Source organism: Paenibacillus sp. Marseille-Q7038, from assembly GCF_965111595.1.
In genome coordinates this window covers 2,557,238-2,572,432 of sequence record NZ_CBCOOM010000001.1, presented here as the reverse complement: position 1 = coordinate 2,572,432, position 15,195 = coordinate 2,557,238, and the positions used below count along the sequence as shown (strand labels likewise).

The window sequence follows — 15,195 nt, the reverse complement described above, 5'->3', positions numbered from 1 at the left end:
GTGTGCGCTTTTATTTAGATCTAAATATTAATTTTCAAAAAGAGAAAGATATTCGCCATATCCTTCTTTTTCCATATCTTCTTTAGGTACAAAACGAAGCGCGGCAGAGTTAATACAGTACCGCAATCCATTCTCACCAGGACCATCATCAAATACATGACCAAGATGGGAATCTGATTCCCGGCTTCTTACCTCTGTACGAATCATAAAATGGCTGAGATCCGTTTTTTCTTTGACGCTGTAGCTGCGTAAGGGACGAGTAAAGCTTGGCCAGCCGCATCCTGCATCATATTTATCTGTTGAGCTGAAGAGCGGCTCACCCGACACGATATCAACGTAGATGCCATCACCCTCGTGATCCCAATACTCGTTTTGGAAAGGAGGTTCTGTTGCACTATTTTGTGTTACTTCGTACTGAATAGGAGTCAGGCGTTCTCTCAGGTTATCTTGTTTCTTTTTGGAAGACCAGTGCTGCTCTATGAAGTCTTCCCGTCCTGAACCTTTGCGATATCGCTTGTAATGAGCAGGATTCTTTTTATGATAATCTTGATGATGTTCTTCAGCTTCATAGAATGTAGATGCCGGAAGAATGGGCGTAAAGATTGGTTTATCAAAACGTCCGCTAGCCTCAAGAGCTTGCTTCGAAGCTTCTGCTTTTACTTTCTGTTCTTCTGTATGATAGAAAATAGCAGTTTGATAAGAAGTACCGCGGTCATGGAATTGACCGCCTGCATCGGTAGGATCAATTTGTTGCCAGAACAGGGTCAGTAATTTCTCGTAAGGGAATACTTTCGGATCAAAAGTGATTTGTACAGCTTCTACATGACCCGTTGTATCCGAACACACTTCCTCGTAGGTTGGGTTTTCTGTGTGACCGCCTGTGTAACCTGATTTTACTTGCAGGATGCCTGGAAGTTCTTCAAAAGGTGACACCATGCACCAAAAACATCCTCCAGCGAATGTTGCTTTTTCTGTATATAATGGTTCCATAATATAATTCACTCCAATCTTGATGAGATAATCGAACTTAAAGGTTTTGCGTAGATGTATTATATCCCAAACCTGAGCTGTAAACCAATCTTTGGTTATGAAGCGTCCTCTTGTATCTGCTTTAACCTTATTCGGTACGATACAAACGCAAGTACCAGAAGCAGGAGATAAATGATAAAAATCGTAAGCGTAGCAAGCGGATGCTCTGCAGCATTTTTACCCGCGTATGCATATAGCGCAATGCTCGGCAATCTTCCGAGTCCCGAAGCAATCATATAACTCCAGAAAGGGAGAGCCGCCGTACCCGCATAAACATTTACTGCCATTTGGGGAATAATCGGAATCATTCTTGCCAGAAGCACAGCGCTGAAGGTTTGTTGCTGCATCATGGTCGTCAGTCCTTTTACTCCCGGAATCTGTTTTAAGTAACTGTCGCCCGTATTTCTGAGCAGCCAGCGGAACACGCCGTACGTAATAAGGGACGAAATCATGGTACCCAGCCAGCTTACAATGCCTCCCATAACAGGACCGAATGCATAACCTAATAAAGCGATAATGAGCTTAAACGGCAGGACGGGGAATATCGCAAAAACGGTGGTAAGGATCGTGAGATTTGTATATGAAGCGTTATTTTGTGACCAATCCATGATCTCATTTCGATAAATAAACAATACCCCGAGTAAAGGAATATACAATAAACAAAAAAGAAGCCATTTTTTCAAACCAAATCATTCCTTACAGGTAGTATGATCTCCATTATAGTCTAACGAAGAGTGAATGGATAATCTCATTTGAATTGCGATGCGTTTTGCTTGTTTTTTGCTTGCTTGATACACTAGTTGAAGAATAAAGATGAAGTGAGGGATACGGGATGAGTACTTCGAAACGAATCAAGGTTGCCATCATTGGACTAGGTGATATTGCAAGGAAAGTATATTTGCCTATATTATCAGTTCATCCGAGTGTTGAAATGGTAGGTGTGATGAATCGATCCTTTACCAAAGTTCAAGAAGTAATGCATCTGTACCGGATTCCGAAAGGGACGTCTTCAATAAAAGAACTGCTTAGTTGGGAACTGGATGCTGTGTTTATACATAGTTCTACTGAATCGCATTTTGAGATTGTTATGGCTTGCATTGAACAAGGGATTGCTGTTTACGTAGACAAGCCTTTATCCTATCATTTGAAAGAGTCAATAGAAATGGTTGCTTTTGCGGAATCGATGAATGTTCTCTTAGCTGTTGGTTTTAACCGTAGATTTGCGCCCCTCTATCGAGATGCGAGAGATTGGATCGCTGAAAAGGGAAGCATCGAAAATATGTCTCTAAGCAAACACCGTAGTAAACCAAGTACGGATTCTGCTCGGATAACCGTATATGATGATTTTATTCATATGATCGATACTTTATTGTGGCTTAGTGGTGAAGATGTTGAATGGATATCGCATGGTCTTCATATCAGTTCAAGCGGTCGTCTGCTGCAAGGTTATGGTCATATCCGTTTTGGTGAGAAAAAAGATAATTTCGGATCGATATCTACTCACCGCTTGGCAGGAACAGATCTTGAGAGAGTGGAACTACACGGTCGTAATCGTTCGATCGTGGTCGAACAGATGGAAGCTACGAGAAGATGGGAACCGAATTCCAGTGAAAGCATTCGTACGTTTGGAAGCTGGGATTCTATTCTTGATCGGAGAGGGTTCACTTTTGCAGTACAGCATTTTCTGGATCATATAGATAAAGAGCCAGAACAGTGCGAACTGCATGCTGCACATGTACTGGCAAGTCATGAACTGGCAGAACAAATTCTAAGCAAAGCGTAATTTTATATTATGGAAGTAAATACAGGAGGAATTTTTATATGGATCATAAAACAAGAGAAGAACAAATCATTGAAAGCTACAGACAAGATGAGGATATGATGATTCTGGTATTTGCACAGTGGTGTGTAAACCACGGATTAAATCCCGAGGAGTTGTATCAACAAGCGTACCCTGATCAAAAACATAACGAGAGACTCCAGCATGTGCTGAGTCTTGTTGTTCCTAAAGAAGAAGCAGGAGAAATTTCTAATGATACACTCCTCGGTGTCTTATCTTTATATGGCAATGAAGATCTTGCGATGGTCGTATCTGAGGTTATTGCAAACCAGGTGAATAAACAGAACAATTAAAGCAGTTGTTCCCGGTGTATGGTGCGGAACTCTCTAGGTGCCATGCCATATTTTGAGCGAAATACTCGGTGGAAATAAGTATAGCTGTTGAATCCGCAAGATTCAGCAATATGTTCAAGCGGCATCGGACTAAAAATAATGCGTTCCCGGGCCATATTCAGTCGAACATCCATAGTGTACTGCATAATGCTGGTATCAAAAACTTCTTTAAATAAGTGAACAGCTCTAGACACGCTAATCCCCACACTTGATGCTACATCTTCTAGTTTGAAGAGAGTAGAGGCGTTTTCCACAATATAATTTTTTATCTGAAAGGCAAGATAGCCGTTTTGTGTGGATGTAGGCTGTTCAGAGAGAAGTCGATCAATTTCCAAACACAAGATTCGCATATAGTAACTTGGGATCTCCGGGTAAGGATTGGCGATCCGCCGCTGTTCAAGTACGATTTGACGGAATAAAGTAAGTAAGTTCTCCGTTAATTCAACCTTAATCAGTGTCGGACGCCTTTTTTTATTCCACCATTCATCAACCCACTGCCCGCTAAAAAAAATATGATAATCCCCACTTTCTACGAGGACCTCTCCTAATTTATTCTCTTCATTGTCGATTTTTAATTCGTACGGCTCGGTAGGATGATATAAAAGAAGATCTCCTAATTCGATGTACGTTAATTTACCATTTACGATGGCGCGGCAACGACCATCCGTTTGCAAACGTAATAAGTAATTCTTAACTCCGTCTGGCTGTGATACATAGTAAGGTTTACGATGAAAAGAGAAGCCGGCTGTAAGAACCTGGCAGATTTGATCGACTGACATATAAGAGATCTCCTTGAATGAAAATTATGACCAGATTGTTCATGTTTTTATCATATACTTCATTTTAATTTAAAACGAAATCGAATACTATAGAACCATGATTTAAGAGTTATATTTTCCAAAGGCTATTTACGTCAGAGGAGTGACACAACTCGTGGAAATAAAAAAAATGAAAGCAGGCATCATCGGGTGTGGTAATATCAGCAGTATCTACCTTACCAACCTGAAGAAAAGTCCTGTCGTTGAAGTCGTGGCGTTAGCGGATCTGATCCTGGAACGCGCCGAGGCGCGGGCAGCTGAATTCAGTGTAGAAAACGTTTACACGGTGGACGAAATGCTAAATAATAACGAAATTGAACTGATTTTAAATTTGACGGTACCCGGCAGTCATGCCTTAACCAATATTGCGGCGCTGCAAGCAGGAAAGCATGTTTATGGCGAAAAGCCTTTTGCGATTTCACTTGAAGATGGTCGTAAGGTAATAGAACTTGCGGAAGAAAAGGGGCTCTATGTAGGATGTGCTCCGGATACGTTTATGGGTTCAGGTATTCAGACTTCGATTCATGCTATTCAAAACGGCCTGATTGGCACCCCCGTATCTGCTACTGCATTTTTTATGGGAGGCGGACCTGAATCTTGGCATCCGGATCCGGAATTTTTCTACGCTTACGGCGGAGGACCGATGCTTGATATGGGACCGTATTATTTAACGGCACTTGTCAAATTGCTTGGGCCAATTAGAAGAATAAGTGCTTCAACAGGAATCCAGATTCCAAATCGTGTTGTTGGTTCTGGGCCAAAACAAGGGCAGAAGCTGCAGGTACAAACGCCAACGCATTTAGCAGGAACCCTTGATTTCATGAATGGAGTCATTGGAACCATGATTGCGAGCTTCGATATTCCTGCAGGGTCCAATGTGCCGTTGATTGAAATTCATGGTACGGAAGGCACACTGCAAGTTCCAGACCCCAACTTTTTTAATGGAGAAGTGAAGCTAAGAAAATATGGATCAGCGGAATGGGAGACGCTCGAGCCTGTGTTTGTGAGTGAACAGAATGAGCGCGGAGCAGGACTGAATCAAATGGTTGAAGCCATTCATAGTCAGACACCTGCTGAAGCAAGCGGGCAACTTGGTTATCATGTTCTTGAAGCAATGCATGCTTTTGAGCGTTCTTCTTTAGAAGGAAGACATGTTCTACTAGAAAGTACTTTGCCAGAATCTAAAGTGGATCAACAAATCATGGAATTAAGTTTTGTAAATGAGATCGTTTCCTAGTCTACGTAATAACTAATCCAATCAGCAGAGGTGGCTCCTAATGTTAAAACTCGGGCTTCAATTGTACACACTACGTGATTTATTGGAACAAGATTTCAAAGGTACTTTGGCTAAGGTTGCAGAACTAGGATATCAAGGAGTGGAGTTCCATCATTTTTATGGATACTCAGCGGAAAAAGTTAAGTCATTGCTTAATGAGCTTGGTCTCGAAATTGTTGGTACTCATGTACAGTACGACAGTTTGGTAAACGATTTTGATCAAGTGGTTTCTTATCACAAAGCGATCGGTAATCGTAACATTATTGTACCTCATTTATCGGAAGAACAGCGCAGCGACTGGAACTTGATCTTCGCGAATCTCAAGGAGATTAGTAATAAATTGAAACAACACGATATGGTACTTTTGTATCACAATCATGAATTTGAACTCACGGAAAAAATCAATGAAAAAACAGCGCTGGATACGTTATTTTCTACACTTCCTGAAGAGGTGTTAGCTGAGCTTGATACCTGCTGGATCCACTATGCTGGTTATGATCCGGTCGAATATATCGCTGCATACGAAGGAAGACTGCCGATTGTTCACTGGAAAGATCTAAAACGTAATCCAGATGGTAGTCCGCTGACGGTGGAGCTTGGTCAAGGTGAAGTAGATGTAGCAGCAGTTGGTGATGCAGCTGATAAAGCAGGGGTAGAGTGGATTGTTGTCGAACAGGACATTTGTACGAATCCCCCCTTACAAAGCATTGAAACTAGCATCAATTGGATCAAACAATATGTTAATAACGGAGGAAAAGTAAATGTCTAAAACAGTAAAAGTAGCCATTATCGGTTGCGGAGGTATTGCAAACGGTAAACACATGCCAGCTCTATTCAAACAGAAAAATGCAGAAATGATTGCATTCTGTGACATTGAAAAGTCTCGAGCAGAGGAAGCAGCTGAAAAGTTTGGTGTAGAAGGTGCAAAAGTTTACACAGATTATAATGAGCTATTAAAAGATCAATCTATTGATGTGGTTCATGTTTGTACACCTAACGATTCTCACTCGGTTATTACCGTTGCAGCACTGGAAGCGGATAAACACGTCATGTGTGAAAAGCCAATGGCAAAAACGACAGAACAAGCACAAGAAATGATTGATGCTGCAAAACGTACCGGCAAAAAGCTGTCTATCGCATATCAAAACCGTTTCCGTAATGATAGTTTGTATCTGAAACAACTCATAGAAGAAGGAGATCTAGGGGATATTTACTATGGTAAAGCGATCGCTCTTCGCCGCCGTGGTGTTCCTACTTGGGGAGTATTCTTGGATGAAGAGAAACAAGGTGGCGGGCCGTTGATTGATATTGGTACACATGCACTCGACTTAACTTTGTGGTTGATGGATAACTATAAGCCGAAAAGTGTAATGGGATCTGTGTTCCATAAACTAAGTGACCGCGAAAATGCGGCGAATGATTTTGGTCCTTGGGATCCAGAAGAGTTTAAAGTAGAAGATTCTGCCTTTGGCTTTGTAACTATGGAGAACGGAGCAACAATTCAGGTGGAAGCAAGCTGGGCACTAAATATCGTAGAAACAGGTGAAGCTCAAACCCTTCTAGCTGGTACAGAAGGCGGAGCGGATATGAAAGATGGCCTTCGTTTGAATGGAGAGAAATTAAGTAGATTATATGATCAAAATATTAACCTTAACGCAGGTGGAGTTGCTTTCTTCGAAGGTTCAAGTGAAACAGAGTCGGATCGGGAAGCAAGAATGTGGATTGAATCGGTTATTCAGGATAAAGAACCGCTGGTAAAACCAGAGCAGGCACTGGTTGTTACTCAAATACTTGAAGCTATTTACGAATCTGCTCGTACAGGTAAAGCAGTGTATTTCGACTAATATAAATGATCATAGAAGCAATCAATTATTGGGTAATAGGAAGTAGAGCCCGAAGTAAGCAGGTAAGAATCTAGTTACAAGCTCACTTCGGGTTTTCTTTACCCGGCTTACAACCTACTTAACATAGAACTAGGAGGGAATTTATTATGAAATTAGGCGTATTCGCTGTTTTGTTTGGTGACAGAACATTGGAAGAAGCACTCGACTATATCGCTTCCCAGGGACTCGGTGCAATTGAAATCGGCACAGGTGGAAATCCAGGGGATGCACATTGTAAACCAGCAGAACTTCTAGAGAACGAGACGAAATTGAAAGAATTCAAAAAGGCAGTTGAATCTCGCGGTTTAATTATCAGTGCACTAAGTTGTCATGGAAATCCGCTTCATCCTCAAAAAAATATCGCCAAGAAATTCCATGATGATTATGTGAATACAGTAAAACTTGCTGAAAAACTTGAAGTACCGGTCGTTAACACCTTCTCTGGATTACCGGGTGATCATGAAGATGCTAAATATCCGAACTGGCCTGTAGCTCCTTGGCCAAATGATTTTCAAGAAGTATTGAAATGGCAGTGGGAGAACAAACTGATACCTTACTGGACGGAATGGGGAAAATTCGCATCCGATCATCATGTTAAAGTCGGTTTAGAACTTCATGGAGGTTTTTCCGTACACACACCAGCTACTTTACTGCGCTTGCGTGAAGCTGCTGGAGAAGCTATCGGAGCCAACCTTGATCCATCTCATATGTGGTGGCAAGGAATTGATCCTGTAGAGGCTATTAAAATTCTTGGGCGCGAAGGCGCCATTCACCATTTCCATGCGAAAGATACAACAATAGATCCGGTTAACGTAAATATGTATGGTCTGACTGATATGCAGTCTTATACGAATATGCAGACTCGTGCTTGGCAGTTCCGTACGGTTGGATACGGTCATGATATAAAAACGTGGGCAGATATCATAAGTGCCCTAAGACTTGTAGGATACGATTATGTTGTCAGCATTGAGCATGAAGATGGCTTAATGTCGATCGAGGAAGGTTTTTCAAAAGCCGTCCACAATCTCAAACAGGTTTTGATTGAAGAACCTATTGGCGATATGTGGTGGGTGTAAATTTTTTAGGGGGAAATAACATGGTTAACGTCACGATTTGGAATGAATTTGTCCATGAGAAAATTCATGATGAGGCGAAAGAAGTTTATCCGGAAGGAATTCATAAAGTGCTTGCTGATGGTCTAGCGGGGGAAGGTTACGCTATTCGCACGGCTACGCTTGATCAACCTGATCATGGATTATCCGATGATGTCCTAAATACGACAGATGTACTTATCTGGTGGGGGCACATGGCACATGATCGAGTAAATGATCAGATCGTAAGTAAGGTAGTGAAACGGGTATTAGACGGCATGGGATTTATCGTACTTCATTCGGGTCATTTCTCTAAGCCTTTTAAAGCCTTGATGGGTACTTCTTGCGATCTCAAGTGGCGGGAAGCAAAAGAACAAGAAATAATATGGTGTGTGAATCCTAATCACCCTATTGCGGAAGGAATCGAAAGTCATATCGTGCTGGAACATGAAGAAATGTATGGTGAGTTTTTTGATATTCCTACGCCAGATGAACTTATTTTCCTGAGTAACTTTGCTGGTGGAGAAGTATTTAGAAGTGGATGTACTTTTAAACGAGGCGAAGGTAAAATCTTTTATTTCCGTCCCGGGCACGAGACATATCCTACCTATTACAATCCACAAGTGATGAAGGTTATCAGCAACTCCATCAGATGGGCTTATCCTACTCCGCACACCAAACCAGTGTATGGTTACAGTGAACCCGTCAGACCGCTAGGAGATATTCTTGTTTAATAGAAACTACTTGGAGGCGCGGGATACGATCATAAGCTTTATAGCGCCACGGGTAAAGGAAAGGGCCGTCTTAGGACGGTCCTTTTTAATGAATACACAGAATAGAGTCATCCTGTTCCATATTGGGTAATATTTGTAATAGGATCTTTTCTACCTATTTTTAATATTTCGTTTTCTTTCGGGTTAAAATATGTTAATATGAAATATACTAACTTATAGTAAGTTGTTTTTCATGGAATTTCTGAAGAGGTGAAAATAATGGAAAATCCACATCTTAAGATGTGTCCAAGGTTCGAAACCGCTTTTTCTTTTTTAGGTAAAAGATGGAACGGACTAATTATTAAAACATTGTTGGACGGGCCTAAACGGTTTAAAGATATTTCTAATTTAATTCCACAGATGAGTGACAAAATGCTATCTGAGCGAATGAAAGATTTAGAAGCGGAAGGTATACTAACACGTCATGTTTATCCTGAGACTCCAGTTCGTATTGAATATGAACTTACAGAGAAGGGAAAGGCGTTAAATCCAGTTATGTCCCAGATTCAAACTTGGGCTGAAGAATGGATTGATTAGTACAAAAAATGATTTGAAGTAAAAACAAAGCACAGTACGGTTAGTTTTGCTTTTAAAGACTCTTTATTTTCCTAAACCGAAAATAAGGAGTTTTTTTCAAATAGAAGTAGTCCATGCACCTCTAGGCGAATTTTTGAGTATAATTCCGAAGAAGCCAATTATGGCGTAGGGAGGCTGATCACATGAATAAAATGTTCGTGTCCCGCAAAGTGGGTTACCCAAAATACGAAGTTGATGTGCTTGAACGTGCATCCCTACAAGTTCAGTCGATCTATGACAGAGCAGCCACGATGGCTAAACACTATTATCTCTCATTAGACCTCAGTTACCCCAACGCTTTACAACAGGTGTCACGTACTTATTTTCAAAAATGGATATACACAATAAAGGGATGGAAGTTTATTGGGAGTGAGTATACGCCAGAAAGCACAGAGAATGACTCTACCATTACTCCGCTTATGAGTCTATGTTTACAAGCACTGATCTGGTCACAATATGAAGAAATTCGGCTGCTGCATCCTTTTCTCGGGGAAGAAAGCTTTTATTCAGAAGAGGAACTTGATATTATAGCAGCCTATTTTGTGCCTACTTATTTTTCAGAGAGACCTTTACGTACTTGTGGTAAACCGTATCGTAAACGAAATCTGTCCATTCCCATTTATCAGGAGAATTTACGAACTTCTTCGCTTGTTTATTCTGGTGAATCTGAAATGATAGAGGAGCGCTTAACAACAGGAGTATATATATCGGATCGGCAGTTTAAAGGGCTCGGACCCTACATAAAGAATAGGTCTGGAACGAGGATCTTTATGCAAGCCGCAGTGGAATAGTTTTGTTTAAAATGTGAAGCCCTTCACAGGGCTTTTTTTGTCATTAGTTGATATCATGGTATAGATAATAGTATGCTAGAGTTATGTGATTGGCGGATATTGTCAAATTTTAGCAATCATTAAATGAACCACACAATTGCTCATAGACTGAGGCCAAAAAAAGTAAGGTGGTGTTAGCATGAAAGTGCGAAATCCAATTACAATCCCATCTATCATTCTACTCATGCTCGTTATGTTGATTTCGGGTTGCAGTACATGGAATGAAGACGTAGGTGGAGCCGAGGAAGGAACACCAGGTGAGGTGAATATGATTGTGGAAGGTGGATCTTTTATACCGTCTATGAATCAATCCTTGCATTTACGTTATGATGAAGGTATGACGGTTTACGAAGCGCTTGATCGTGTAGCGAGTCTATCGAAGGAGTCCAATCAGATTATTTCGGTCGGATCTACTGTACTTGATGATACGTTACAGTGGAAGGTAGAGAAAAACAACAAAGAAATCAGTGCTGATATGTGGGGACAATCCATAAAAGACAAAGATTCATTGAAACTGTCTGTAGTACCTGCTACACCTATTGATATGAGCCAAACGGGTGGTTCGGGTGTTACTCTCGAGTTAAGTGGGGGATCGAATAATCCAGAATTACGATTAACAATGGCTAGGTTGTATGATCCCACGCTCACGGTTAGAGATCTACTAATGAGTACAGCATATGTGCAATTGTCCGATAATAAAAAGTATCTTCAATCTATAGATGGTTATACTCCACGGATTTCAGAGAGATGGATGATGAAGGTGAATAACAAAGAACTTGCTGAACATGGACTTGATATGGTTTTAGATCCAGGCGATGAAGTGCGAGTGGAAATCGTAGAGAAAATCTAGCAAAACACAGAATCATGTAGAGATTAAAAAAACCGATCTCCTCCCAAAGGAAATCGGTTTTTTTCTATTCTAAATACGGCAGATTTCGATGGGGCATTGTTCACATCTGCAAATTTCACGGAGAGAACTGAGTTCTTTAATGATAATGTAGCCACCTTCATAAGCAAGAGAACCTTTTTTTCGAAGTTCCCCGAGCATTCGGTTTACGCTTTCTCTGGTAGCTCCAATCATGTTAGAGAGATCAGTGTGTGTCAATTTCCTATTAATGCGAATACTTCCATCGGATTGTTGTTCACCGTAAGTATTGCCCAGGCGAATCAGCGTAGAACATAGAGCTCCTTGTTTACCATACATCATAAGATCACGGAATTTAGTCTGTGTTATACGGTGATAAATTCCCATCCATTTCATAAAGTCAATTGCGAAGTCACCATATAAACCAATTAATAGTTCAAGATCAGCCGTTTCTATAATACCAACTTCACTTTCCTCAAGCACTTCTGCAGAGAAGCTGTGTCGACTTGAAAAGAAGGGGTCTGCATGACCTGTCATATCTCCATCTTGATGGATGTACATGATGAGTTCTTTTCCTTCATCTGTTGATTTAGTAACTTTGATCCGACCCTTCTTTATATAGAAGAGTTTATCTGCTGTATCTCCTTCCCAGAAAAGATGAGACCCTTGGGGGAAAGTTCGATCTTTCATGGAGTCAAAAAGGCGGTTCAAATTTTCCTTAGAAAAACAGCTGGTATTTCCTTCAGTCTTTTCTAATACATTAATATGAGTCATGTTAATTCCCCCTAGCTTTTATCGTAAATAAGTTCGTTAACCTGAAAACAAGTCGTTTATTAATGTGATTTAAGTCTTTGAATAACTCAAGTATATACTTATGAATTTGATTTTTGGGCTTTGAATAGAGGGAAACTGTGACGATATTTTAAACTTTGTGATTCATTTCACTACTTGGAAAGGAACCCTTGAAACTTTGTGAACACATTCACATATTATGTGAAAATAATCACAAACTTTAAATTTTTATTATGATACGATGATCTCGTAGAAAAGAGAGAAACAAAATATATAGACATTTTGGTAGGAGGATGAATCACATGGCTGTTAATAAAGAAGAAGTAACAAAGGAAGCAACTGCCAAGGATTACATTAATGAAATCGTACTAAAAGGAAAAAAAGCTCTCGAATCTTTTATGAAACTTGATCAAGCTGCAATTGACCGAATTGTTCAAGCTATGGCACTTGCTGGGCTGGATCAACACATGCCTTTAGCTAAAATGGCTGTAGAAGAAACAGGTCGCGGTGTTTATGAAGATAAAATCATTAAAAATATTTTCGCTACAGAATATGTCTATAACGGAATCAAATATGACAAGACAGTTGGTGTCATTGAGGACAACGAATTTGAAAACTGCCAAAAAATAGCTGAACCTGTTGGCGTGATAATGGGGATTACACCTGTAACGAACCCAACCTCAACGACCATGTTTAAAGCACTGATTGCTATTAAGACTCGTAACCCCATCGTTTTTGGTTTCCATCCATCCGCACAAAATTCGAGCCGTGAGGCAGCACGTATTCTAAGAGATGCTGCTATTAAAGAAGGCGCACCAGCAGATTGTATCCAATGGATTGATGAACCTTCCATGGAGAAAACAAATGAACTCATGAATCATCCTGACATTGCGCTGATCCTTGCTACTGGTGGAGGGGCTATGGTAAAAGCTGCGTATAGCTGCGGTAAACCCGCTCTTGGCGTAGGACCTGGTAACGTTCCTTGCTTCATCGAAAAAACAGCTGACTTGAAACAAGCGGTGAATGATCTAATCCTATCTAAATCTTTTGATCATGGAATGATCTGTGCATCTGAGCAAGCCGTTATTATCGAAGAACCCATCTACAATGAAGTTAAAAAAATGCTAATAGACAATGGATGTTACTTTGTAACGAAAGATGAAATAGCAAAACTTACAGCAGGTACAATTATCGCTGAGAAATGCGCTGTTAATCCAAAAATAGTAGGTCAATCTGCAGTGAAAATTGCTCAAATGTGCGGAATTCATGTTCCAGAAGGAACAAAAATCCTAATCGCAGAGATTGACGGTGTTGGACCGAAATTCCCGCTTTCTGCAGAAAAACTCAGCCCAGTACTTGCTTGTTACAAAGTGAAAACAGCTGATCAAGGGATTGAGCGTGCAGCGGAGATTGTTGCTTTTGGCGGAATGGGACACTCTTCGGTTATTCATTCCAATAATGATGATGTGATTAATCGTTTTGCAGACCGTTTGCCAACATGCCGCATTTTGGTAAATTCGCCTTCAACACATGGTGCAATCGGTGATATTTATAATTCTAATATTCCTTCCCTTACACTTGGCTGTGGATCGTATGGTCGTAACTCGACTTCTTCTAATGTGACAGCAGTCAATCTAATTAACGTTAAAAGGGTGGCGCGTAGAACAGTGAATATGCAATGGTTTAAAGTTCCGAACAAAGTATACTTCGAAAAAGGTGCTACTCAGTATCTTGCCAAAATGCCGGATATTTCCCGTGTTCTCATCGTAACTGATCCAATGATGGTAAAACTGGGCTATGTGGAAAAAGTGGAACATTACCTTCGTCAGCGTCGTGTGCCTGTTGCCATTGAAGTGTTCTCTGATGTAGAGCCAGATCCATCGACAACAACGGTAGAACGCGGTACGGAACTTATGAAGCAATTCCAGCCTGACTGCATTATTGCTCTTGGTGGAGGTTCGCCAATGGATGCTGCTAAAGCAATGTGGCTGTTCTACGAGTACCCGGATACAAGTTTCCACAACTTAAAACAAAAATTCATGGATATTCGTAAACGGATTTACAAATATCCGCGTCTAGGACAAAAAGCACAATTTGTTGCCATCCCAACCACTTCGGGTACGGGTTCTGAAGTAACTTCGTTTGCAGTTATCACAGATAAGAACAATGGCAACACGAAATATCCGCTGGCTGATTATGAGCTGACGCCTGATGTAGCGATTGTAGATCCGGAGTTCGTATATAGTTTGCCTAGAACAGCAGTTGCTGATACAGGAATGGATGTACTAACTCATGCGATTGAAGCATATGTATCAGTAATGGCGAATGACTATACAGATGGGCTTGCCATTAAGGCAATTCAGCTTGTATTTGAATATCTCGAAGCATCGGCACTCACTGGGGATAAACTGGCTAGAGAAAAAATGCATAATGCATCGACCATTGCAGGTATGGCGTTTGCGAATGCATTCCTTGGAATCAACCATTCCCTTGCTCATAAATGGGGAGGACAATACCACACTGCTCATGGACGTACGAATGCAATCTTGTTACCACATGTTATTCGTTATAATGCGAAGAAACCAACGAAATTTGCATCTTTCCCTAAATATTCGCACTTTATAGCTGATCAACGTTATGCTGAAATTGCAAGAATTCTGGGATTACCAGCAAGCACAACAGAAGAAGGGGTAAACAGCTTGATCCAAGCTATTCGAGATCTGAATAGAAAACTCGGTATCCCTGAATCGTTCCAAGCACTTGGTTTTGAAGCTAAAGATTTTGAATCGCGTGTAGATTATTTGGCGGATCGCGCATTCGAAGATCAGTGTACAACAGCTAATCCGAAGTTACCTTTGGTAACAGAACTCGCGGATGTGTACCGTAATGCATTCTATGGTAATTTTGATAAATAAGAAATGGTAAAAAAAGAGCCGAGCTGAGAGGGGGTATTCCCGGTTAGCTCGGCTCTTTTTTAAGAATCAGGAAAAAGATATTGTTGGTGTCACATACAGGTCTACCGACCGACTATAACAGAAAAGTAAAAATAGAATAACAGTTTAAACTTTGTGATTTATATCACAGAGTAGG

The 15,195-nt window shown here is 40.7% G+C and carries 16 protein-coding genes; 12 read left to right on the top strand and 4 right to left on the bottom strand.

Annotation, left to right across the window (positions count from 1 at the left end; all coding sequences use genetic code 11):
* Nucleotides 1–27: 27 nt before the first annotated feature.
* Nucleotides 28–990: a peptide-methionine (S)-S-oxide reductase MsrA gene (msrA, locus tag ACWPWY_RS12260; RefSeq protein WP_454191943.1), complete on the bottom strand. Its 963-nt coding sequence runs from the start codon at nucleotides 988–990 to the stop codon at nucleotides 28–30.
* A gap of 95 nt (nucleotides 991–1,085) precedes the next feature.
* Entirely contained in the window at nucleotides 1,086–1,637 is a 552-nt protein-coding gene (locus ACWPWY_RS12255; protein ID WP_454192876.1) for a TVP38/TMEM64 family protein, read from the bottom strand.
* A gap of 23 nt (nucleotides 1,638–1,660) precedes the next feature.
* Between ACWPWY_RS12255 and ACWPWY_RS12250 the strand changes: the two genes are divergently transcribed.
* The 3 genes from ACWPWY_RS12250 to ACWPWY_RS12240 all read left to right on the top strand — a co-directional run bounded on the left by ACWPWY_RS12250 (nucleotide 1,661) and on the right by ACWPWY_RS12240 (nucleotide 3,162).
* Nucleotides 1,661–1,735, top strand: a complete 75-nt coding sequence (locus tag ACWPWY_RS12250; protein WP_374705773.1) for a tyrosine-type recombinase/integrase — start codon at nucleotides 1,661–1,663, stop codon at nucleotides 1,733–1,735.
* A gap of 126 nt (nucleotides 1,736–1,861) precedes the next feature.
* Nucleotides 1,862–2,812 (top strand): Gfo/Idh/MocA family protein, encoded by a 951-nt coding sequence (locus tag ACWPWY_RS12245; RefSeq protein WP_454191942.1) that lies wholly within the window; start codon nucleotides 1,862–1,864, stop codon nucleotides 2,810–2,812.
* A 38-nt stretch (nucleotides 2,813–2,850) separates the two neighbouring features.
* Nucleotides 2,851–3,162 carry a hypothetical protein gene (locus ACWPWY_RS12240; protein ID WP_454191941.1) on the top strand — a complete coding sequence of 104 codons (312 nt, stop codon included), beginning with the start codon at nucleotides 2,851–2,853 and terminating at the stop codon, nucleotides 3,160–3,162.
* On the opposite strand, the gene ACWPWY_RS12235 is transcribed toward ACWPWY_RS12240, so the two are convergent.
* Entirely contained in the window at nucleotides 3,159–3,980 is an 822-nt protein-coding gene (locus ACWPWY_RS12235) for a helix-turn-helix transcriptional regulator (RefSeq protein ID WP_454191940.1), read from the bottom strand. The genes ACWPWY_RS12240 and ACWPWY_RS12235 overlap by 4 nt on opposite strands.
* A 160-nt stretch (nucleotides 3,981–4,140) precedes the next feature.
* Between ACWPWY_RS12235 and ACWPWY_RS12230 the strand changes: the two genes are divergently transcribed.
* From ACWPWY_RS12230 to ACWPWY_RS12195, 8 genes are all read left to right on the top strand, one after another.
* Entirely contained in the window at nucleotides 4,141–5,256 is a 1,116-nt protein-coding gene (locus ACWPWY_RS12230) for a Gfo/Idh/MocA family protein (RefSeq protein WP_454192875.1), read from the top strand.
* A gap of 40 nt (nucleotides 5,257–5,296) precedes the next feature.
* Nucleotides 5,297–6,064, top strand: a complete 768-nt coding sequence (locus ACWPWY_RS12225; RefSeq protein WP_454191939.1) for a sugar phosphate isomerase/epimerase family protein — start codon at nucleotides 5,297–5,299, stop codon at nucleotides 6,062–6,064.
* Nucleotides 6,057–7,139 (top strand): Gfo/Idh/MocA family protein, encoded by a 1,083-nt coding sequence (locus ACWPWY_RS12220; RefSeq protein WP_454191938.1) that lies wholly within the window; start codon nucleotides 6,057–6,059, stop codon nucleotides 7,137–7,139. The genes ACWPWY_RS12225 and ACWPWY_RS12220 overlap by 8 nt, the downstream gene beginning before the upstream one ends.
* A 146-nt stretch (nucleotides 7,140–7,285) precedes the next feature.
* Complete coding sequence (locus ACWPWY_RS12215; RefSeq protein WP_454191937.1) at nucleotides 7,286–8,254, top strand: sugar phosphate isomerase/epimerase family protein; 969 nt, start codon at nucleotides 7,286–7,288, stop codon at nucleotides 8,252–8,254.
* Between the two features lie 20 nt (nucleotides 8,255–8,274).
* A complete protein-coding gene (locus tag ACWPWY_RS12210; protein ID WP_454191936.1) occupies nucleotides 8,275–9,003 on the top strand; it encodes a ThuA domain-containing protein in 729 nt (242 codons plus the stop codon).
* A 258-nt stretch (nucleotides 9,004–9,261) separates the two neighbouring features.
* Nucleotides 9,262–9,579, top strand: a complete 318-nt coding sequence (locus tag ACWPWY_RS12205; protein ID WP_454191935.1) for a winged helix-turn-helix transcriptional regulator — start codon at nucleotides 9,262–9,264, stop codon at nucleotides 9,577–9,579.
* Nucleotides 9,580–9,761: 182 nt separating this feature from the next.
* Nucleotides 9,762–10,409 carry a hypothetical protein gene (locus tag ACWPWY_RS12200; RefSeq protein WP_454191934.1) on the top strand — a complete coding sequence of 216 codons (648 nt, stop codon included), beginning with the start codon at nucleotides 9,762–9,764 and terminating at the stop codon, nucleotides 10,407–10,409.
* Nucleotides 10,410–10,587: 178 nt separating this feature from the next.
* Nucleotides 10,588–11,298 (top strand): hypothetical protein, encoded by a 711-nt coding sequence (locus ACWPWY_RS12195; protein ID WP_454191933.1) that lies wholly within the window; start codon nucleotides 10,588–10,590, stop codon nucleotides 11,296–11,298.
* 69 nt (nucleotides 11,299–11,367) lie between these two features.
* Here the strand turns inward: ACWPWY_RS12195 and ACWPWY_RS12190 are convergent, their stop codons facing one another.
* Nucleotides 11,368–12,087, bottom strand: coding sequence for a Crp/Fnr family transcriptional regulator (locus tag ACWPWY_RS12190; protein WP_454191932.1), 720 nt, complete (start codon nucleotides 12,085–12,087; stop codon nucleotides 11,368–11,370).
* A gap of 320 nt (nucleotides 12,088–12,407) precedes the next feature.
* Between ACWPWY_RS12190 and adhE the strand changes: the two genes are divergently transcribed.
* On the top strand, nucleotides 12,408–15,020 hold the full coding sequence (gene adhE / locus ACWPWY_RS12185) for a bifunctional acetaldehyde-CoA/alcohol dehydrogenase (RefSeq protein ID WP_454191931.1): 2,613 nt from the start codon (nucleotides 12,408–12,410) through the stop codon (nucleotides 15,018–15,020).
* Nucleotides 15,021–15,195 lie beyond the last annotated feature (175 nt).

What these genes read in the sequence shown, in the direction of transcription:
- ACWPWY_RS12195 (WP_454191933.1), top strand. Translation starts at nt 10,588, where the DNA reads ATGAAAGTGCGAAATCCAATTACAATCCCATCTATCATTCTACTCATG.
- ACWPWY_RS12235 (WP_454191940.1), bottom strand. Translation starts at nt 3,980, where the DNA reads ATGTCAGTCGATCAAATCTGCCAGGTTCTTACAGCCGGCTTCTCTTTT.
- ACWPWY_RS12225 (WP_454191939.1), top strand. Translation starts at nt 5,297, where the DNA reads ATGTTAAAACTCGGGCTTCAATTGTACACACTACGTGATTTATTGGAA.
- ACWPWY_RS12255 (WP_454192876.1), bottom strand. Translation starts at nt 1,637, where the DNA reads ATGGATTGGTCACAAAATAACGCTTCATATACAAATCTCACGATCCTT.
- msrA (WP_454191943.1), bottom strand. Translation starts at nt 990, where the DNA reads ATGGAACCATTATATACAGAAAAAGCAACATTCGCTGGAGGATGTTTT.
- ACWPWY_RS12220 (WP_454191938.1), top strand. Translation starts at nt 6,057, where the DNA reads ATGTCTAAAACAGTAAAAGTAGCCATTATCGGTTGCGGAGGTATTGCA.
- adhE (WP_454191931.1), top strand. Translation starts at nt 12,408, where the DNA reads ATGGCTGTTAATAAAGAAGAAGTAACAAAGGAAGCAACTGCCAAGGAT.
- ACWPWY_RS12200 (WP_454191934.1), top strand. Translation starts at nt 9,762, where the DNA reads ATGAATAAAATGTTCGTGTCCCGCAAAGTGGGTTACCCAAAATACGAA.
- ACWPWY_RS12240 (WP_454191941.1), top strand. Translation starts at nt 2,851, where the DNA reads ATGGATCATAAAACAAGAGAAGAACAAATCATTGAAAGCTACAGACAA.
- ACWPWY_RS12215 (WP_454191937.1), top strand. Translation starts at nt 7,286, where the DNA reads ATGAAATTAGGCGTATTCGCTGTTTTGTTTGGTGACAGAACATTGGAA.
- ACWPWY_RS12210 (WP_454191936.1), top strand. Translation starts at nt 8,275, where the DNA reads ATGGTTAACGTCACGATTTGGAATGAATTTGTCCATGAGAAAATTCAT.
- ACWPWY_RS12245 (WP_454191942.1), top strand. Translation starts at nt 1,862, where the DNA reads ATGAGTACTTCGAAACGAATCAAGGTTGCCATCATTGGACTAGGTGAT.
- ACWPWY_RS12190 (WP_454191932.1), bottom strand. Translation starts at nt 12,087, where the DNA reads ATGACTCATATTAATGTATTAGAAAAGACTGAAGGAAATACCAGCTGT.
- ACWPWY_RS12205 (WP_454191935.1), top strand. Translation starts at nt 9,262, where the DNA reads ATGGAAAATCCACATCTTAAGATGTGTCCAAGGTTCGAAACCGCTTTT.